This window comes from Membranihabitans marinus (assembly GCF_019802045.1).
GTDB classification, from domain to species: Bacteria; Bacteroidota; Bacteroidia; order Chitinophagales; family Saprospiraceae; genus Membranihabitans; species Membranihabitans marinus_A.
In genome coordinates this window covers 81518-102893 of sequence record NZ_JAHVHU010000006.1, presented here as the reverse complement: position 1 = coordinate 102893, position 21376 = coordinate 81518, and the positions used below count along the sequence as shown (strand labels likewise).

At 43.2% G+C, this 21376-nt stretch carries 15 protein-coding genes; 6 read left to right on the top strand and 9 right to left on the bottom strand.

Translation table 11 applies throughout. From position 1 onward, the window contains the following. Positions 1 to 3 precede the first annotated feature (3 nt). From KUV50_RS06385 to KUV50_RS06365, 5 genes are all read right to left on the bottom strand, one after another. On the bottom strand, positions 4 to 1431 hold the full coding sequence (locus KUV50_RS06385; RefSeq protein WP_222579270.1) for a putative oxidoreductase C-terminal domain-containing protein: 1428 nt from the start codon (positions 1429 to 1431) through the stop codon (positions 4 to 6). Then, positions 1428 to 2837, bottom strand: a complete 1410-nt coding sequence (locus tag KUV50_RS06380; protein WP_222579269.1) for a Gfo/Idh/MocA family protein — start codon at positions 2835 to 2837, stop codon at positions 1428 to 1430. Before KUV50_RS06380 ends, KUV50_RS06385 begins: the two co-directional genes overlap by 4 nt. Before the next feature lie 2 nt (positions 2838 to 2839). Beyond that, on the bottom strand, positions 2840 to 3643 hold the full coding sequence (locus KUV50_RS06375) for a ThuA domain-containing protein (protein WP_222579268.1): 804 nt from the start codon (positions 3641 to 3643) through the stop codon (positions 2840 to 2842). 175 nt (positions 3644 to 3818) lie between these two features. Then, on the bottom strand, positions 3819 to 5741 hold the full coding sequence (locus KUV50_RS06370; RefSeq protein WP_222579267.1) for a Na+/H+ antiporter NhaC family protein: 1923 nt from the start codon (positions 5739 to 5741) through the stop codon (positions 3819 to 3821). A gap of 692 nt (positions 5742 to 6433) precedes the next feature. Beyond that, positions 6434 to 6853: a thiol-disulfide oxidoreductase DCC family protein gene (locus KUV50_RS06365; protein WP_222579266.1), complete on the bottom strand. Its 420-nt coding sequence runs from the start codon at positions 6851 to 6853 to the stop codon at positions 6434 to 6436. Positions 6854 to 7021: 168 nt separating this feature from the next. Here KUV50_RS06365 and KUV50_RS06360 point away from each other — a divergent pair, with 168 nt between their 5' ends. Beyond that, positions 7022 to 7273, top strand: coding sequence for a GlsB/YeaQ/YmgE family stress response membrane protein (locus KUV50_RS06360; RefSeq protein WP_222579265.1), 252 nt, complete (start codon positions 7022 to 7024; stop codon positions 7271 to 7273). Between the two features lie 699 nt (positions 7274 to 7972). Beyond that, positions 7973 to 8506, top strand: a complete 534-nt coding sequence (locus KUV50_RS06355; protein WP_222579264.1) for a Uma2 family endonuclease — start codon at positions 7973 to 7975, stop codon at positions 8504 to 8506. Between the two features lie 402 nt (positions 8507 to 8908). On the opposite strand, the gene KUV50_RS06350 is transcribed toward KUV50_RS06355, so the two are convergent. Both KUV50_RS06350 and KUV50_RS06345 read right to left on the bottom strand, forming a co-directional pair. Continuing rightward, positions 8909 to 11290, bottom strand: a complete 2382-nt coding sequence (locus tag KUV50_RS06350; RefSeq protein WP_222579263.1) for a gliding motility-associated C-terminal domain-containing protein — start codon at positions 11288 to 11290, stop codon at positions 8909 to 8911. Positions 11291 to 11312: 22 nt separating this feature from the next. Beyond that, on the bottom strand, positions 11313 to 12677 hold the full coding sequence (locus tag KUV50_RS06345) for a T9SS type A sorting domain-containing protein (RefSeq protein WP_222579262.1): 1365 nt from the start codon (positions 12675 to 12677) through the stop codon (positions 11313 to 11315). A gap of 758 nt (positions 12678 to 13435) precedes the next feature. Here KUV50_RS06345 and KUV50_RS06340 point away from each other — a divergent pair. The 4 genes from KUV50_RS06340 to KUV50_RS06325 are packed head-to-tail and all read left to right on the top strand — an operon-like array spanning position 13436 to position 18337. After that, complete coding sequence (locus KUV50_RS06340; protein ID WP_222579261.1) at positions 13436 to 14320, top strand: hypothetical protein; 885 nt, start codon at positions 13436 to 13438, stop codon at positions 14318 to 14320. A gap of 30 nt (positions 14321 to 14350) precedes the next feature. After that, positions 14351 to 14998: a hypothetical protein gene (locus tag KUV50_RS06335; RefSeq protein WP_222579260.1), complete on the top strand. Its 648-nt coding sequence runs from the start codon at positions 14351 to 14353 to the stop codon at positions 14996 to 14998. A gap of 42 nt (positions 14999 to 15040) precedes the next feature. Further along, positions 15041 to 17383, top strand: a complete 2343-nt coding sequence (locus tag KUV50_RS06330; RefSeq protein ID WP_222579259.1) for a TonB-dependent receptor plug domain-containing protein — start codon at positions 15041 to 15043, stop codon at positions 17381 to 17383. Positions 17384 to 17398: 15 nt separating this feature from the next. Continuing rightward, positions 17399 to 18337 (top strand): hypothetical protein, encoded by a 939-nt coding sequence (locus KUV50_RS06325; protein ID WP_222579258.1) that lies wholly within the window; start codon positions 17399 to 17401, stop codon positions 18335 to 18337. Between the two features lie 502 nt (positions 18338 to 18839). Here the strand turns inward: KUV50_RS06325 and KUV50_RS06320 are convergent. Further along, entirely contained in the window at positions 18840 to 20213 is a 1374-nt protein-coding gene (locus KUV50_RS06320; RefSeq protein WP_222579257.1) for an NAD-dependent succinate-semialdehyde dehydrogenase, read from the bottom strand. Between the two features lie 409 nt (positions 20214 to 20622). Then, on the bottom strand, positions 20623 to 20814 hold the full coding sequence (locus KUV50_RS06315; protein ID WP_222579256.1) for a CsbD family protein: 192 nt from the start codon (positions 20812 to 20814) through the stop codon (positions 20623 to 20625). Between the last annotated feature and the right edge of the window lie 562 nt (positions 20815 to 21376).

Below are 21376 nucleotides of genomic sequence, written 5' to 3'. Positions count from 1 at the left end.
TAATTATTGAGGTTCCTCTGATTCTTTATCTTCGGCTTCCGAAGCTTCTTTCATCTGTCGGAGACTGTCTTCGTATGCTTTTGTTGTGATGTAATACTTAGTCAGCATAAAGTCTTTTTCCCATTGAGGAATCGAGCCGTTTTTTAGATAATCGAGGTACTTCTTGGTCACCTGTGTAAAGTGCGCTTCGTGACCGACCTTGTATTTGTCCGGAATATCTATGATAAATTTGTTGTCTGAAAAATGAAAATCAACATTGGGCCATTCTTTGTGTACAATGTCCAGCGCTGCGTTTAGCGTCATCTCCCATTTGGAGCGGTCAAATTTGCCATGAGGCTCGATAAACAGCGTTGGTTGAAAATTGGTGGAGGAATCCTGGCGGATGACCAGGTCTGATTTGGTTCCCCTGAATCTGGAAAAATGGGTGTCTTTACTGCCTGGTGGCGCTTCAAAATTCCATATTACGGATGATTTGCCATATTTTTCCCGGAGTTTGAAAACGATCTCTCCATTGGAATAGACCTGGAGCACGGAGTCATTCAGCACATCTTTTTTCAGATAGCCTGGAAACTCATCCAGTCCGGTAACTTTTTTAAACTGTTCTGGTGTCAGGTCTGTGGACCACTGTCGGGTTTTGACGATTTCTGCATCTTCAGGTTTTAGGTTGGCCTTCGGGTAGAGGGACCACATGATCAGATCGACGAGGTGTGTGGAGACATCCACGATACCTGCCCCTTGTTGGTCAATATCAAAAAACCAGGCCGGACGGATCAGATGACTACCTGAAACCATCTTGGAAAAATGATGGACACTCTCTTTAGTGATTGCTGGTGTGTCGGGTGTGCTTTCGGCAACTTCACCAAATACGGTGGTTAATTGGGAAAGTCGACGCTGCAAGATGGTCGTAATTTCAAAGCGCTCGGTCATGATATCATAAATCAAAACCCCGTTTTTATCAGCGATATCAAAAGCCTCTTTTAAAGTTTCATAGTTCTGCCCATTGATGGCCATTGGTTTATCTGCGTAGACATGGATCGAATCCTGAACGGCTCGCAGGATATAGTTGGTCTTTTTTTGGTTGTTGCCAGCCACGACCATCACATTTCCGGGTTTTTCTTCAAACATTTTCTCAGCAAAATCCGGTCCGGTATAAACCACTTCATTCCAATTTGTCGGGTTATCTGCCCGATTATTGTACTGTTCTATTTTGGATAGGTGCATCTGCACATCATCCCCTGCGGGAGCGTAGACATAGGCGGTGGTATCGACCTCGGGATACATGTTTTTCTGCACCAATGCAGAATGAAAATGGCCGGGATCCAGGGTCATCAGAGTAGCCAGGTATGTTTTCTTAGGTTGGGCATCTTTGATTTGCTGGCAGGCAGCGAGGCTGCCACCGATCAATAAAACAGCTGATAAAAGTCGAATCATGGGGCAGAAGGTTTTAGAAAGTTTTGTGCAAAATGGGTGCCGTACGGATATCGTTGATGACGAGCGAGCATCTCATTGGCCTTGTCATTATTTTTGAAACGTTCCTTTACAGGGTCCCAGTATAATTTGCCGGGAAGTTTCATGGCAATGTGGTAGACCAGGCAGGCAGAGCACGATCGATGCGCTACCTCCGCGGGCGAGATGGTCAGACCTCTGGTCTTGATGCAGTCCAGCCAGTTTTTGTGTTGTTCCGGGCTTTCGTACAAATGAATCTCATCCGGACCAATTTCGGAAGTAAGAATTTTGGGATCGCTGGCCTGGAAGGGAGATTTTCCCGAGCTGGAGGAAGTGGGGTCGGAATCGGTGACTTTGGCATTGCCCCGGGTGACAAAGATCCAGCCGTCGGTCCCTATGAATTTCACACCATTGGGAAAGTCACCACTGACTTCCATCTCGGCCCCATTGGCGTAACGGGCTTTGACCTTAAAATCACCGTGTACATTCCATAAGCCCGAGGTGGGGAATTGGGCCGTCGCTTCCATTTCGACCGGACCGGTGAATTCGGTTCCCATTCCCCAATGCGCAATGTCTATATGGTGTACCCCCCATCCGGTAATCATGCCAGCACCAAACTGTTCACATCGGAGCCAGCCTGGCCGGGAAAATCCATCTTGCGGATGTACCCGCTTTTCGGTATAGTACACTTCCGGGGTAGAACCCAGCCAGAGATCATAATCCAGATTTTTAGGTATGGGCATTTTGGGTTGTTCTTCGCCGGAGGGATCACCGGGAAGTCCGACTTCTACCTTTACCACATCCCCGATGCGACCATTTCGGACCAATTCACAGGCTTTTTTGAACTGGGGCCAGGGATTCATCGATCGCTGTTGACTACCGAGTTGAAATACGGCACCGGTCTGATGGATGGTGTCACTCATCATACGACCTTCCTCGATGGTTAGGGAAGTCGGTTTTTGGAGATAAATATCTTTTCCGGACAACGCTGCTTCCATGGCGGGCTGCGCATGCCAGTGATCCGGTGTACTAATGATGACAGCATCAATGGAAGGATCAGCGAGCAGGTCCCGATAATCCTGGAAGGTACTGACATTCATGTAATCATCTCCTTTGTTTTTTCCTTTGTAATACTCTTGAACCCATTGCTTACCTTGATCCATGCGGTCTCGATCCACATCAGATACGGCGACGACACGAGCCAGGTCCATGTGTTTGATGGTTTCCGGCAAGTCGTGGGAACGGGCGATTCGGCCAAATCCAATTTGTCCGACTTGAATTTTGCTGTTGGGTGCGTTTTTCCCCAGTACGTGCGATGGAATAATATGAGGTACTACGAGGGCACCAGCCGTCCCCCAGGCGCTATTTTTTATAAAATTTCTTCGTTTCATCACTATTTGTTTTTTTGATTTGATCGGGCATCCAGGACCCATTGGATACCTCCCAGGATGTGATTCATAAATACCGGATCATCATAATGTTCTGGGGAATGTCCCAGGGAGGTGTACCATTGGTGACCGCCATCAAAATGGTGGCACCAGGACACCGGAAAATACTTCCCGAAGGTATTGGATGGATATTCTTCCAGTTTGGGGTCATCAATGGAGGCCAGGTCTGTGGCCAGAATGACGTGAATGTCCGGATTCAGTTCTTTGAGGTAATAACTTTCATCTTCCCGTTCCCAGTAATCCGGTACGGGCTGAGCTGCCGGATGATTCGGGTCAATTTTGACAATATTAAATGACTGAAATTTGGAGTGCCTAAAAAATTTGCCACCGAGCATGGCCCAATACCAGGGCCAGTTTCGTTCTGACCCGCTCGCCGAGTGAATACCGACAAAACCACCACCGTTTTGAATGTAATTCTGGAAAGCCTGTCGCTGCTGATCGGTGTCAAATGCATCGTTGTTGGTGTTGGAAAAAATAAGCAGGTCGTATTTCTGAAGATTGTCCTTGGTGAACAAGGCCGGATCCTCACTGGATTCGTAGGTCATCTTGTTCTCCTGGAGCAGTTTCTCCAGTGCTTTGATGCTGGCCGGAATGTTTTTATGGACAAAACCTTCTCCGTTTTTGGTGTAGATTAATACGTGTGGTTTTTTAGCATCAGCTGGAAGAAACGCATAAGTCACTGAGGTGTTGATCAAAGCGAAGAACAACACCACGATCGTGAGTACAAATACAGTTTTAGGTATTTTCATTGAGTTAGATGATTGATGAACAAATGAGCAGTAGCTAATTTAAAGAAATTTCTCCTAATTCGGGTAGCTCTGCCGCTTGCCGCATGAAGATAAATTTATTTTATGCCAATTAGAAATTTTTCCTTAATCGATTGCGAAAAAATTTTTTCAGGGGAGTTGATGAACAGTCATTGGATTAGATCTTTTCATAGGATTTGCCAAAAAACCGAACGATCAAATAAAGGATCACTAATCCGACGGGGAACAGGATCCAGGAAGAAATTCCCATAGCCGCCGGTATAATACCGAAAACGATCGCCACTGCACCGACGGTGAGTGCATAGGGCATTTGAGTCTGTACATGATCGATGTGGTGACAGGAAGATGCCAGCGAACTCAATATGGTCGTATCGGAGATCGGTGAACAATGATCTCCAAGCACACTTCCGGCCAATACACTGGCGGTGACGTTGTGAAAAATGGACAGCGCATAATCGTATTCAAACCCGGCTGATTCCGTCATGATCCATGAAGCTGGCAGGATCAGCGGGTACAGGATGGCCATGGTGCCCCAGGACGATCCGGTTGAAAAGGCCACCAGAGCGGCCAGTATAAAAGTGATCACCGGGATGAGTACCGGGGTGATATTTGCTTCCAGGAATCGGGTCAGAAATACAGCGGTATGCATTTCGGCGGTAATTTCTGCCAGACTCCAGGCCAGAGTCAGGATAATGACCGCCTCCATCATGGTTTTGAAGCCGCTGCTGGTGGAGGTGATGACCTCCGTGATGTTCATGATGCGTTGGCTGATGGTCATGATGGCGGCCACGATTAGACCCGCGAGCGACGACCACAAGAGTGCTTTGTATGAATCGGCGCTTCCGATGATTTCTGATAGTTTGAGGCCCAGGGCATGGTCTGGATTGTTCCACACCTCGGTGTCCCAGCCCGTATACAGCAGTCCGGCCAGCGTGCCGACGATGATGACGCCGATCGGAACCACCGCGTTGTACCATTTGGACCGGATCCCTTTTTTGGTCTTAAATTCGGAGAGGTCGTCCTTATCCAGCAGGGTTGTCGTTTGGGTAGAGGAAACGACGCCGGTGGTCCGGGCTCTGGTTTCGGCCCGATGCATGGGGCCAAAATCTTTGTTCTGAAGAATCAAAAACAAGATAAATGCGAGGGTGAATATCGGGTAGAAGGAGTATTGCAACGATAGGATGAAGGTCGCATACACGCCTTCGTTGAGGGTTTCCAGATTCTGAATACCGCTTTCGATGTAGCCCAGCTCGGCGCCGATCCAGGTGGTCACAAAAGCGATGGAAGCTACCGGCGCAGCGGTAGAGTCGACGATGTAGGCCAGTTTTTCCCTGGATATCCGCAGTCGATCCGTTACAGAACGCATGGTGTTCCCCACGACCAGGGTGTTCGCATAGTCATCAAAAAAGATAATAATCCCCATCAGCCAGGTGGCCAGTTGGCCGGATTTGGCGGTAGTCGCCCGGGCTGAGATGTGATCTACGATGCCTTGCATGCCCCCATTCTTCGATATCACCGCTACTGTGCCGCCGATAAGCATCGAAAAAAGGATGATCGACATATGGCCACCATCGGTCAGAGCATTCAATATATAGGTGTCAATGGTCCGCATCATTCCATAGATCAGACCCATCGCACCATGGGCATAGACGCCCAGGACCACGGCTCCGAAAACGATGCCTGCAAACAGGGAAGTGACGACTTCCCGAAAGATCAAAGCCAAGGCTATTGCGATGAGGGGGGGCAAAATAGACCACCAGAGTGGAATAGACTTCGGGGTAAAGTAAAAGGTTTGACCAGACGCAGCGATGGTGACCGGGGTGTTTTTCTCCGCTGTAAGATCCAGGATTCCGACTCCGTTTTTAAGTGTAACCGCTTGACTTTTTCCGTTGACGGAAAGCGAAAGGGGACCGGAATAATCATCGCCCTTGGTTATCGTGATTTCGTAAGGAACAGATTCTATGGTGTATTCCGGGAAGGTGACTTCCACTTTATCAGCGGGTGGTTCAGATGGCTGAGCTTGTGTGAATAGCACACAGAGCAGGAAATAAGGCAATAGGATGGTCAGTTTCCGGGTCATGGTCGGAGCAAGGTATATTTTTATGTGGCCTCAATATATAAAAATGTAACAAATCAGAAGGAATTCTTTCATGCTTTGCCCTGATGCAAAGCCCCGTATTTATTAGTGGGCAAAAATCAAGTTATACATAGACTTATCCGTCATGCAGCACTCACTTTGTTCGACAGAGCATCCCACTATGAGTAGTTTTGAACCAGATGAGGTCTAGCGAGCATTACACAAATCAAGTTGCTGTGATAGTCCTGAATAGTTTCATTCAAATTTATCGCTGAATTTTGAATTTCATCCGTATATTCTAAGCATGACCTGCAGCGCGTCAAAGTATATTAGCACCGGTTATTGTCAAAATATCGACCTCCGAGAGGTCGCAATGTACTCTTAGACATGGCGACTACTTCGAATTCGAAGAATACTGTAAAACCATCTGCTAAAATAGTTATAACCTCTCCGAGGTCTATTGAATCAAGCTCAAATAGAGCATATTATTTGCGCTACAGAGGCACAAGCTGGGGATGGAAGCGCTAGATAATACCTGATTTATGATTTGGTAGGCTACAATAATTCATGCGAGAAATGAGTCTGATTGACGGCCGACAGGGTGTAGAATACGCTCAATATTTTTGATTTGGTAGGACCAACCCGGGGAATTTGTTGAGTGAAAGATCGCAAAAGCTGTTGGCATGGCACTGAAATTACACAAACCGCCCGGCTTCGGAGGGCTCCGGCAAGGGACAGTGATCCCGTTTTTTGTAAAACCGGTACCGGTTTTGGGCGACCCACCGGTAAAGGCTGTCACGCCATATCTTTGGAAATTTGCGAAGGAGGGTCGAAAGAAGTGATGATGTACCCGTGATCTCTACTATTTCGATCACGGCATCAGACTCTGTAGCGTACCGATCTTCGAAAAGCAAGACAACGGAACCGTCCTTGGGCATGGGGATGCCGCGCCGGTTTATTTCATAAATCGCTTTAGTGGACTGGAGGCCAGAAAACTTTAAGGCTTCATCCTGGTCCCACTTTATAACCTGCTTGACAAAACCATCACAGATCAGGCACTGACTGTCAAACAGTACCACGGGGTAATCTTCCGGCTTAAATGTCTGTGAGTTCATATTTCTTTCATAATCGATAAAAAATAGGCATGTGGCGTCTTACATTAAAACCCCTATGCGGAGATTGTTTAAAAATTAATTTTCGCATTAATTAATATTTTTATTAAATTGATGTGCAACAGGACGATATGTCGTCCAATATTACTTCAACTAATCAAAAACTAAACTATGAATTGGCTCGTATGGATTATTTTTGGCCTCATTGCCGGGGCTATAGCAAAATGGATTCACCCCGGGAACGATCCGGGCGGTTGGATTGTTAGTATCATTGTCGGCATTTTGGGTGCCATGCTTGGTGGGTGGATTGGCGGTGTACTCGGCCTGGGTGGTGTGACCGGATTCAATATCGGTAGTTTTATATTGGCTATTCTGGGCGCTGTTATTTTACTGGCCCTTTACCGGATGATCACGAAGCGGTAGATTGCCAAAGTCACATGGTGGAGGACACCCGCCGCTAAGACTGGTGGGAAGGGTGGTGGTTTACACCTTATCCGCCACATTGCTATGGAATCCGGCACTTAGTAGAAAGCCCGTATTTACAATATGTTGACGAGATTTGAGTGATCCAGTTCCGCGAAGTTTTTTTCCTTAGAACTACTCCAGAAACAGATTCTGAGTACAATGGGTGCGAAACAGAACATAATAAAATGATCAGAATTAGTTGGTTAGGAAATGATGTGTGCTAAGTCATGCGCCTAAGCTAGTGGTTCGGCTCATAAATACATTTGAGTAATTTAATGCGCTTCCAAATCACTCCGTTACACTCCGTGCTTACGAATCGCACGACATTGTGGCGATTCGTGAGCGTGGAACAAAGTGAAGCGATCTGGAAGCGCCATAATTAGTTGTATTTATTTATAAAACACTGCACTAGTGCACCAAATCATACATACCAAACACTATTGATGGCTTCTTTTTTACCATATCTTCATCATCCAAATCCTTATTTAGCTATGGCTATATGCGGTTTGGCTTCTTCAATATGTCAAAAAATAATCTCTTCAATAGTATCTTTTACTTATGATTCGGCGCACTAGGGCTGCCTCAGCGGTGCCGACTTTCGTGACTTAGCGGTTCATTATAAATTTTGTATATTGTAGTCAAACAAAAATTGAAGCCATGGAAACAGCAACGATCCAATCTCCGCCCCGCACAATGATGGAAGTGTTCAAAAGCTTACCTGAAGGTACTTTAGTCCAGTTGATCGAAAATAATCTTACCATGGCACCTGCACCCCGACCATTACACCAGGAAATTTTAAATGATATTAATTTTGAACTTCTTAAATTTGTAAAACAAGAGCAAACTGGAACCATTTATACTTCACCTATTGATGTATACCTCGATGACCAAAATATATTTCAGCCAGATATTCTATTCATCAGCAATGACAATAAAGGTGTAATCAGGGATGATGGATTGCATGGTGCACCCGATCTGGTGATAGAATTACTATCCTCATCGACCGCCAAATACGATCTTCACGAAAAGAAGGATGTATATGAGCGCTCTGGAGTGAAAGAATATTGGATTGTGGATCCGGAGACTAAAGAGGTGCAGGGTTATTTTTTGGAAAAAGGGGGATATGGGGAGCCGGTAATAGAAAAAGGTATCATTCATTCCAGGATGTTGGACTACGAATTTAATTTTTAGTATCGATAGTAATGTAACAAAAGCATCTTGCTTTTGGAAAAATTTTGACCGGAGCAGAGAGAATGCATCAAAACAGCGCAACTGTAGACTGGCCAACCGATAAGAGGGGGCTTGAAAACCAATATGTATTCACCTATTAATACACTCAAGAGGGTGTCTAATTTCGGTGGTATTCTCTTTTTACATTGCGATCTGCCCCAGGCGGATCGAACTTTGTTTATATTTTGTATCTAATATACTGTGACCCGCGCTGCGGGTCAATTGCTCCTAAGTCAACATCCTATACTAAACTTACCTCAAGGAATAACAAAGGCATTTATTAAATCGATATCGGCATGATGTTGACGAGGTTTGCATGATCCAATTCCCCGAAAGGCTTTTTTCCCAAGGAAAGATAGTTCCTTACCGCAAAATTTGAAGCGTTGATGTTTCGGTGATTTTAGTTCCATAGCGGTCAGTGGCTTCGATGACCACCCCATATTGACCGGCCGGTAAATCATCAAATCGGGCAGCAGGAACTTCCTGACCTTGATAATTGATCAGGAGATTACCCCATTTATCAAATATCAAGATGCGATCAATAGCCTGACAACCCTGGGCAAAAACCTGGAACGAATCATTGTGCCCATCGTTATTGGGGGTTATCGCATTGGGAAAGCGTACTTTACACTCTGTACAATCCGAGGTCATGTTAACCACAATGGTGTCCCTGGCAATGCAGCCTTTTCGATTTATGGAATACGCATAAGAACCCGAATGCCTGAACACTCTTTGATCATATGGGAAACCATCTGCCCAGGTCACATGGTCAGAATAAATACCCAGATCTACGATGAATTCTTCTTTGGAACAGAGGGTCGTATCTGCCGGTAAGTCCGTATTTATTTTCGGATCGATATAGTCCACCTGAATCCAGCCGCTATCGCTGCAATTACCTTTTTTCAGAATCGTTTTATAGCGCCCTTCGGGCAGGTGTTCATTCACTGTAAAGTTGTCGTACGGTTGGTTATCAACCTGCATAGACACTAAGTCATAGGCGGATAAATCCCACCTTATCGGGTCTCCCTGACAGGCGGATATAGAATCGGGGATCAGATCATAAACGATGTTATCAACTCTATTTTCCCGGACCTGAAAAGTATCGATCGCACTGCATTTCCCTTTCCACACATGGAGCCAGTGTGTACCGGTGTCTTTCACGGTAAACACAGATTGGTCAGACTGATCACTCCACCGTATGGAATCATACATGGCAGGATCCACCGTAAAATCCACTTCTTCTTCCTTTTGACAGACCATAGTATCCCGTATATGAGGGGCTTCGATCCGATCCAGTTTGATGTCCCAGTATGCGGTATCACTACACTGGGGACCTTCCACGATGTACAAATAACTTCCTTCCTGATCTGTATCAGGGTCAAAAAAGTGATTTTGACCCGTCAGGGCGGGGCTAAAATACCCGGCTTTTGAGACTTTAGAATCCATAAGCAGCGATAAATCTATGGGTTTTCCAACATCGCATAACAGGGTATATACATCATTTCCTGCCATACTTTCTTTTCCTGTGAGTTGTATAACGGACCAGGATACCGTGGAGTCACCGTTCATATAGGTGTTTACACCGATGATTCGTTCTGCGGGAAAATCCGTATCCCATTCGGCGGTGTAGGTGATGTCGTGCAATAGGTTCTCGACTTCAGGATAATTTCTGATTGGACTGTTGTTTTTCCATATCCATCTTTTTTTATTTATTTTTTCGATTTCGGGGCTACTGTATTCCAGTGCTTCTTCGCTGATGATGCCAGGTTTAGGCCCGATAAATTGGAAGGTAATGGAATCGATCTTCTGATCATCCAGGTCAAAATCAATATCTTCATCCGCTATCGAAGCCACGGGATCACATATCCCCAGGGTGTCATAGAACCCGCCGGTATAATGTCCGGAAGATCGATCCGCATCGAGATTGAGTACATATCCATTGTGCCGGAAATCTTTGGGAGTTCCGGAATCATTTTGATGTAGCCGACCTATATTTCCTGTTATGTTTAAAGGAGAAGCCACTTTCGAGTTAATACGGCTGATGGACTTGGTGGTCAGGTTTACATCCAAAAAGTAAGAAGCTTCAGCGTGGTTGGTATAAGCATTTGAAATCAGGTGTAAATTATATTCTTTATCAAAATATTTGGTAACGTAGATGGTCCCCGGAACTACTGATTCATATACATACAATCGTTCTGTTTCATAGGAAATGGGATCATAGATTTCTATAGAACGTTTATCGGATCCAATTTGTAAAAATAAGCCCTTTTTGTAAAAAGAAAATAGGAGCCAGGAATTATGAGAAATAAGTTGAGGCTGAGAAATAAACTCTTTTGTGAAATAATCATAGCTATGAGAAAATGCGGTTCCATTGGTCATTATTCTGCCTTTCTCATCTGAATAAACACATTCAATGGGATACGGAATGAAATCTTCTTCATACCATTGTGCGAGCCACTTTGATGTTTTATTTTTGAGATCGATCTCGATCAGATCGAACCCTGTCGCTGCATACAGCTTGCCGTTTGGGTGAAAGCTCACATCAAAAAGCGCGGGTAATCTATTTTTTACCGGAATTGGAATAATTAGCGTATCTATGGGGCCATTGACCGGATTAAATCGAATAAGTTCGGCGTGAGTACGGGATAAAATGTCCCTGTCTCCCCAATAATCTTGATAGAGCTCTTGTGTCAAAGAAGGAATAGAGAGGAAACACCACAACAAAACTGTAAAAGTGGTTCGCATTTTTCGTGCTTTATCCTGCGGATTACTTGATAATTTTTTTAGAAGAAACTATACGATTATCCTCTATTTGTCGCACGATGTATATACCAGAAGCTAAATCTGCTGTACTAAGGATGAAACTATTATAGCCTTTTTGTGCCTTATAATTTTTGGATATCATAATTTTACCATGAACATCCACCAAGTCTATTCGACCTGATTTATTGGATTTACGGTCAAATTCGATGGAGATCTGGTTAGTAAATGGATTTGGGTAGGCTGTGAACATCGGTGAATCTCTGTATATATTTTTGAGAGCAACACTGGTATTGCTTTTCCAGTCTGCGTTTTCATCATATAGATTCACTATTGTCCTGTTAAGTGCTCGTTTTAAATCAAGAAATGAGTGAAGGTTGTGCAATTTAATCTCAAAAGTCAACAAGGATTGGCCAGATTCTAGTTTAGTTATACCCTGACTTATCCAGCTGGATCGAAATTCTTTATTATACCCGTTTTTATCATTTATGCTGTAGTTCTTTTGTGAAAATGTTCCTAAATCTGAACTAACCCGGGCGATTTTAATTTGGTCCTCTGAGAAATCTTCTAATAAAATTTCGAATCCGCTTGTACTAATCGATTCATCTACTATGAAATCAACCTGAACAATTCTGGAATCATTTTGGAATTCACTGAAGTCATTATATTTCTTCAATTGACTTGGACCGCAATCATTAATACAATAGCCACAATTACTGCCGTTCAAATCTCCGCGACGAATACCTCTGAATGTAAAATAAGGTCTTTTTCCACTACTGGATGGATCACCAGTGAAAGTTGAATTCCATATAGTATCCAAGTAAGTTAACAATCCAACATCCTGATTATCAGATTCAAAAAAAGGATGTTCTATGTCATGTAATAAATACCAATGGTTACCTCCTGGAAACGTATCTCTTGGATCCAATATGTAAGCCCTATACTTATTAATATCTACAGTATCTATTAGGCCATTTTTATCAGCATCTGCGGCCACATACTGATAGTTGTCGAAAGTCTCCAGACCTTGAATATACTGTTGGATGAGGATAATGTCCTGAGTGTTAATGCCCATCCATGATGAAGGAACAGGTGTTATCTCAATTTCATAATTATTTAAACCCGTTTGATAATCCAAAGTTATATTGGCTATTCCACCTTCGCATTTTGTGAAATCATAGTCGTGAGAATTAATTGTTGTATTTGTAATGTCGATAATAAAATTTGTCACTCCATTCGTTAATGGTTCGTCTTCAAACAAGACTTTGGCATTGATATTAGCTGTGTTCTGACCATAGTATGGTAATCCAATGAAAAGAAAGATCAAGCTTATGAAAAGAGTTGGTTTATTCGATAGGTAAATAGTTTCCATAATATTATATCTATTAGATCAATAAAATTATATAACGTCTAACATATAAATTTTATTTTGAGAATACATATTATAAATGTTAAATTATGGGACTGATCTTTTTTATTCATCATAATGCAAAGTCTTAATGGTCTGCTGGGTTGTGAATGATGAATTTGTGTTGAATTATAGAGGGTTAATTTATAAAGCTATCTACGATTCAATAATTATAATGTCATATTAATTGATTTAGAACACATGGGGTATAGCTGAAACCGGGCATAAATTAGATATTTGCATTAGGAGAAAGTGATCTATTCAGAAGTATTACAACCGGTATTGTCGTCATCGAGAATGTGGAACGTTGGGTTAATGAGAAATAATAGACTTGCGAATTTAGGGTTGTAGCACCCTATAAATTATGTTCACCAGCCTCTCTTAGATTCAAAATCGATGCGTTATGATTATGTTAATAATCTAATTCCTGTACCATGATCGAAATATGTGTCCTATTTTAGTGAAAATTTATTTTATTTAAAATATTAAAATTATGTCCAAGCACCAAGCACCAAGCACCAAGCACCAAGCACCAAGCATTAAAGAATAGCTCTACGCTATTAATAGTGGCGTTATTTTACACCTTTCTATTGTCATGTGAACCGGCCAATCTTTCTCCCCATTCTAAATCAAAAATAATACAGGAAATACAGGTCGTTGATGGGGCGCTCCATTTTCAAAATTATGAAACAGTTACAACTCTTCAAAAAGAATTGTCAGACATGTCTGATGTCGAACGCGATCAATGGGAAGAATCTATTGGATTTGTCAGCTTTAGAACAGTATTCAATGAATCATCTGAAGAATTCTTTGAATTGCAATCCCAAGATGAATATGATCAATGGTTAATAGAATATGATGATATTCTGTATATGAAAGGAGATGAAGTCAAGCCTCGCATTTCTCAATATTTCTATCAATTAATCTCAAACAGGGATGGTGAATTTTATGTTGGTACTGAGTTAGCCAAAGTACAAGAAGATAAGTTAATTAGAATATTTGATGGTGATCGGAGTAAAATAGAATTAGCGACTTCAGCGGACAAACCGTCAAAAGATTTGGGAATCGACATTATTAAATTTCCGGATAGTGAGGTTATAGCGACGAGATCAGACATTCATGGAAGCTGTGATTTATATACTCCTAAATTTTGGAGATATAATGATGATAAAGATCGCAGAGTTTATTTAGAGCTTTCAGTCGTTTTACTCCCAGAGAATCCATATTTACCCCAAGTGGTTAATTCTGCTGTCGAAATACATGTTTTTGGTTATAAAAAAGGTTTATTTGGTGGTTTTAACAAGTATAAGACTAATTTAGCATATGATCAGGTGGGATTTGAAATGAGAAATCATGATAATCTATTGTTCATTAGAGGCGATTATGCTGATAAGGAGTATAATTCGAAAGACTTATATGGATATATAACAGGTTTAGGTACATCTTTTAATATTAATGACCCCATATATACCCCATATTTCCAGAAGTCCAAGGGGCGAGCCACATCAAGAGCTATGATAATGAATAGTCCCTGGCTTACTATGTGTTGTGGTTATGATCCATTTGATTGTCCTAATCCCACAGATGCACCTTTTGATCCCTTTTAAAAATAGTATAATAGAAAACAATTTTGTTTTATGATCAAAACTGACATGATAAAAACAGTGATTATTCTTTCTGCTTGTTTGCTGTATATGGGTACTTCCTATGGTCAGATAAACTGGAATATACATGCCGGCGGAGGGCTCAGCTACTTCAATGATATCAACTTTCAAAGCAAACGACTTGGGGAGCGGTTCCTGGGAGGACCTGTTTTCCTGGCCGGTGCCTCCATGTCCGGATCGTTGGTGAAAGAAACGATCACCGAATGGGAACTGGGTATCAACATAGTCAACGGCGGATATTATGCCGTAGGATTGAAAATTGATGAAGGTGGCGTCAGCAATGGGTGGGATTATGCCCATAAAGTAAGTCGGCGGGACTGGTATGTACAGATACCCGCTTCCTTGTCTTTCAATGTGTTCGAAGGCACTGGATTTTTGATAGGTGCGCGCATGAACTATAGATTTTCGTCGCTCCGGCATCCAAACTTCACCTATCGGAAATGGATTCCGGCGGGCCATCTCGGTGTTTTCACCCGGCTCACGCCCCGGATCCGATTGGATCTCACAGCGTTTATAGATATATTGGCTCGGGAGCAGGTTAAACCTCATTTGGCCGGCCATAGCAGTTTAGACCGGCGTGATATGGGAGCCACTTTAAATCTCAGATATACCCTGAAGTAGTGTGGTATCACCATGATTAGTACAATTTCGCTAAAAGGCAATATGTATCATAAAATACTACCCATTTGGATACTAAGCTTCGTTCCAATCTTCCTATGGGGCCAATCCATCTCAATAAGAGTAGTTGCAAAAGAATCGGGTGAGCCGATGTACCATGCTCATGCCCGAAATCATCGTACCCAGGAAGGACAAACGGCCGATACAGAAGGCCGGATTAGTTTAGTCGGTCGTCCAGGCGACACGATCACGATCAGTTACGTGGGGTATAGGGATTCTCTACTGACCCTATCGGAAGGTCAATCTTCGTATACCGTTGCACTGGCAGTCCAGGCGATGGATGAAGTCGTTATTTTTGCAGAGGATCCGTTCAACCGTCGCGCCGCTGAAGGACGTCAGAATGTATCCATGGAATTTATAGAAGCCTTGCCTTCCTTTAATGGCGACCCGGACATCATGAAGTCCATCACTTTCCTCCCCGGAGTGTCGGCTGGGAAGGATGGGTATGCGCATATGTTCGTGCGAGGAGGTGATCAGGATGAAAACCTGATTTTACTCGACGGCGCTCCCTTATACAATGTCAATCACTTTGCAGGTTTGGTTTCTATGTTCCATTCCGATATGATCCGGTCGGTTGATTTCTACAAGGGGTATTGGCCTTCAAGGTATGGCGGTCGATTGTCTTCCGTGATGGATATTCATTCGAAGTCCGGTAATTACAAAGAACATAAATTTTCAGCAGATCTGAGTCCCATTTCGACTAAGGCACACCTGTCCGGCCCACTCTGGAAAGACAAGGTGAGTTATATGATCGGTGGACGTCGGACTTTTATGGACCTGCTTTTCTTGCGACACCGGGTCAATCAAATCAAAAAAGGAGACCGAGAAGGCAATTCGCCTTTATTCACCTTTTACGATGTCAATGGAAAAGTCACAGCGCGGATCGGTAACAACCAGCAATTATCTTTTTCTGCCTTCAGGGGATCGGATAAATTGTTTTTAATCGAAAATGAATCCGGCTATATAAGCGATGATGAATACAATATTCTCAATCAAACCTATGCCCTCAATTATGTCTGGCATAGGGATGAGACCACAGCTGTTCGCGGTCACCTGAGCTCCTCATCGTACCGGCATTTTTTTGAGGATTTGGGAAAATCCGGTCTGCCGAATAATATGGATAATCAAAAAGGGGAGGAAGTGGAGTACCGTCATACAGGAAACACGATCCGCACACTTAAAGCAATGATCCATGGTGATAAAAAAATTGATGATTTATGGGAAATCAATTTTGGTGTAGATCACGAAACCATCCGATATGATCTGTACCTCGATCGGACATCAGGTTTGGCCGTCAATGGCAATTATACACCACGGAATTCCACTGATCTTAAAGGAAACAGACAACCTGCCTATGTCTCCAGTATTTTTACAGATGCTGTTTATCATGTGAACGGTCGCTTGCGAATTAAAGCCGGAATCCGGTTACCGCGGTATCAATATGATGACTATATCAATTGGATGTACGAACCCAAAGCACTGGTATCCTATGATCTCACGCCCAATACCACCCTTAATGCTGCCTACAACTTACAACGACAATACAGCCACTTGCTGAGTTATACAGAATCCGAAGGGTATTTTAGAGAATTCTACACTACATCCGATCGTTTGACTCCACCATCCCGATCTCATCAGTGGGCGATGGGTGCTTTTCATCATTTTAGGGATCGCAACTCCTGGCTTTCGGAAGCCAATGTATCCTTAGAAGTGTTCTACAAACATCAAAGCCTGCTGAACAGATTCCAACCGGGCATCGATCCCGATGTATCGGTCGTCCAATATGACGAGCACCTGCTGCGAAATGGCACCTCGAACACCTATGGAATGGAATTTCTCATGCAAAAAACGGCAGGGAAATTCCACGGATCACTATCTTATACCTGGGCACACAGCAAATCGCAATTTGAAGGACTAAACCATGGTCGGTCTTTCAATGCTGATTTTGATTATCGGAACAGTGTCAATATATTACTGATTTATAAATTCCGCAAAGGATATCAGTTGTCCGCGCAATGGGATTACCGATCCGGTCGACCGTTCACCTTATCCAATAGTCTGAGCACCAGAGATGAAATAATAAGTGGCCGCTATCCGATGGTCAAAAGTATTAACAATTCCAGGTTGCCGGCTTATCATCGTCTCGACCTTAGTCTGGATCGGGAATGGTTCACTAAAAAGCGAGGAAATAAGCAATGGTTTGGTATCAGTTTTTACAATGTGTGTAATCATGTCAATCCGTTCTATGCCTATCCGGAGAATGGTCGATTAACTGTAAAAGGCTTCATTCCAATAATACCTGGTTTTCATTACGGCTTTGAATTATAAAAAATGCTTTCGATCATGAAACTCAACGACAGAGATCTACCTCATTTACACCAACAGATATTTACTACCCTGGTGTGGGCATTTTTATCCTTTTGGATACTGGCAAGCTGTGAAATCAGCGACTCCGTTCCATTTGATTTGCCTGATTACGACGAAGAACTCATTATCCATGCAGTGGCCAGTCCCCAGTCTGGTGGAAGGGCAGTGATCAAGTACAGTCAACCAGTGGCCGGCTTTCCCGGCAAAGCCCCCGAGCTGCCAGATATTCAGGCGTTTCTGACCCATAAGAATCAACAGATAGTTGCGTTTCAGCTGGATTCCGTGTCCGTGGTGAAAGACAACAACTTTTTCGTTCAAACTATATTTCTGTCAATCCCGCCGGATTCGCTCCAAATCGAACCCGGTCAATTCTATGCTATGGAAGTATTCGAACCGGGAACACAAAACCACTACAGGTCAAGTCTTGTTCTCTTACCGTTAAAACCTATTGTCGAGGAATTTAACATGAATTGCACCGGTTCGGGATGTATCGTGACCTGCACACTGGGTTCCGTTTATAGTCCTGTACATGCCATATCCATCAACGGGAAGTTTCCGGAAGATGCGATCGAAGATAACTATAAGAAGGATTTGAACAACCAAATATTCAATAATGACCTGATCTACCCGGCACCAAGTCAGTGGGAGCGTTATGATGCAATTTCCGATTTTGCCCAAATTGTCCGGCGTAACCCGCACGATACATTAGCTCCTCCGGTTGACATCCGTGTGAGTATTTCCTACCTTTCATCTGACATTGCCCAATTGATCCGTGAAATACATGGTACCCATTCCATCGGTGAGGATATCTTCCAGCCCATTCGTCCTTTTCATTCCAATTTTCATACTGAAGATGGATCTGTATTTGGTGTCTTTGGATTATATAATGAAGATATTAGGGTTATACCACTGTGATGAAAACCAGGCATTTTGGAAAATGCAAGGTAACATTTCTATGCGCTCTATTCAACCCAATGGTATTCATTTCTTCTGCAGTACATAAGATACAGAAATACGCTATATTTGAAAAGGAGATTATATGGTGATGAAAGATTCGAGAAATGGCTTGAGGCCATTCGCTGAATTCACCCTACGGTTATATTCCTACAGGGGAATTCGCCGATACGGGGCTTATAATTGTCTGCACTTCTTTGGAGGTGCATATCCGAAGAGTAAATACAAGGAATGAAAGGAAAGGATCATATGCATGTTTGTCGGAACACTAAGCCCCAGGATATACGTGAGCTCGACATTTGCGGTGCGTGGCGTTGGAAAAATGCGTGGGTGCGGGAGCCAGCCTTGAGGGTTTGCGATCATTTTTCCTTGACTTTTGCTCCACTTTGTGTCAAGACAAAGTGGAAAATAAATTCCAAGGATATATGAAATACACCAATAGAATACCTATCAATAAAATATATTACTTAATATACACCGTCTTCTGATTGGTGAATTCGCGCATTCCGGCCCGGGAAAGTTCACGGCCATAACCGGAAATTTTCGTCCCACCAAAAGGCAGACGGGGATCGGACTTGACCAGATCGTTCACAAATACAGCGCCATCCTCAATGAGGGGGATGTATCTCCGGGCTTTTTCAATGTTTTCTGTAAATAGTGAAGCTCCCAGGCCAAACTCCGATTGGTTGACCAATTCGATGGCATGATCATCATCTTTGGCTCTGATAATAGCTGCTACAGGACCAAAGGTCTCTTCATCAAATGCCGCCATGCCGGGTTCCACTTCCGTCAGGATGGTCGGTTCGAACTTTGCACCCTCTCGGGTTCCGCCAAGGACAATTTTAGCCCCTTTTTCCACGGACCTTTGAACCTGGTCTTCCAACTCTTTGGCCAGCTTTTCGGTCGCCATGGGACCGATCTCCGTATCGCGATCCATCGGATCACCGCTTTTTATCTTTTGCACTTCGTCCTGGAACCGGGATAAGAAAGTGTCGTAGATCTCCGGCAGGACAATGAATCGTTTACCGGCGATACAGCTCTGTCCCGTGTTCTGATACCGTGCTTGCAAAAGCGTGTCTATGTGGGCATCCAGATCGGCATCGTCGAATACCACACAAGCGTTGCTACCACCAAGTTCGAGGACCGTTTTCTTGATGTTTTGACCACACTGGCTGGCGACGGACTGACCGGCCGGGGTACTTCCGGTAAGGGTCGCAGCGACAATGGAGGGATGATCGATGACGGTCGGAATTTGGTCTGAAGAAGCAATGATGGTTTGAAAAACACCCTCCGGATAGCCCGCTTTGAGGAAAATATTCTCGAGCTTCAGCGCACTACCGGTGACATTGGACGCATGCTTCAATATAGCGGTATTCCCCGCAATCAGATTGGGAGCGGCAAACCGAAACAACTGCCAAAAGGGGTAATTCCAGGGCATAACGGCCAGGATAACGCCCAGGGGATCGTGGCGAACATAGCTTTCGGTCGCATCGGTATGGATAATTTCCGGTTTTAGAAGGGAAGGGGCGTTTTTGGCATAAAACCGACACACCCAGGCACATTTTTCAACCTCATCTTCCGCTTGGGATATGGGTTTGCCCATTTCCGAGGTCATGACCCGGGCGTACTGATTTTTATATTTTTGCAGTAATTCAGCCACTTGCATCATAAGATGTTGCCGTTCAATGAGGCCTGTGTTTTTCCACGTGTCAAAGGTTCGGTCGGCTAACTCTATTTTTTCCTTGATTTCCTGATCGGTGTGATACGTATAGCGCCGGATGGTTTCTCCGGTGTACGGATTGGTGCTTACGGCGTGGGACGGCTTGGTGTTGGACATATTCTGATTCTTTATTTATCAATATGGTGAAAATTAGGCTAAAAAGGTAATTTTAAAGCCCAAAATGAGTGGAGAAGTGGATATTTGATGAAGGACTGAGAATAGGACCCCATTACTTCTGGCAACTTTTTCTATGGTGAGCGTTCTTAATCTATTATCTTATAAAAAAAATGCCACTAACCATATTTTGATCAGTGGCGTTTAAGATTTGACAGATTTATAAGATTTGTCCAATCTAGTGCACCAATTCATTAATGCCAAAGACTATTGATGGCTTCTTTTTTCCCCTATCTTCATCATCCAAATCCTTATTTAGCTAGGGCTAGATGCGGTTTGGTTTCTTGAATATGTCAAAAAATAATCTCTTCAATAGTATCTTTTACTTATGATTGGGGCACATTAGTATCTTTTAAATACTGTCGATGTAATCTTTGACTTCCTGCTTGGTTTTACCGGTTTTTTTCTGAATCCGGCCCAGCAATTCGTCTTCTTTCCCTTCGGTGTACTGGAGATCATTATCGGTCAGGTCTCCGTATTGTTGTTTTAGTTTACCTTTAACGACGTTCCAGTTTCCTTTCAGCTTATCTTCAAATGCGCTCATGTGTATTTGTTTTATAGGTTAAATAAATGATGGTTGATGTTTGTTTGTATCAACCAATGAATCTAATATAATCCAAAATACATTAGTAAACCATATATAATGGTGTGATTAGTATAGATTTAACACGTCTTGCCTAAATGATAATTAGTGTTATTGGTTGATAGTTTAACTCAATCGAAAAAGTAGCCGGAGCTTCTAGCTCCGTGCCCAGGATAATTTTCATATGCAGGATTATGCCTTTGGTGGACACATTTTGCTATGCAAAAGTATGTCATGCAGTGTTTAACACAGGCATGTTCATCAGCCTATGGCATGACCGGGCTTCAATGGAATAAAAATTTTGGAATGATTTTGAATAGCAAATGTGATTTTTAATTTGGCGATGTGCTTTGGCAAGCTTTTGGCATAATCAATGTGTTTTCGTTGAAACCCAGTTTTCTATAAGAAATATCATCTTTTATGAGTTCTATGCCTAAGTCCTAAATTATATTACACAATCGGAGTGACCATAATCTATATACCTTGTTCAGTCAGTTACAAATGTAATATTAAATACGTACGC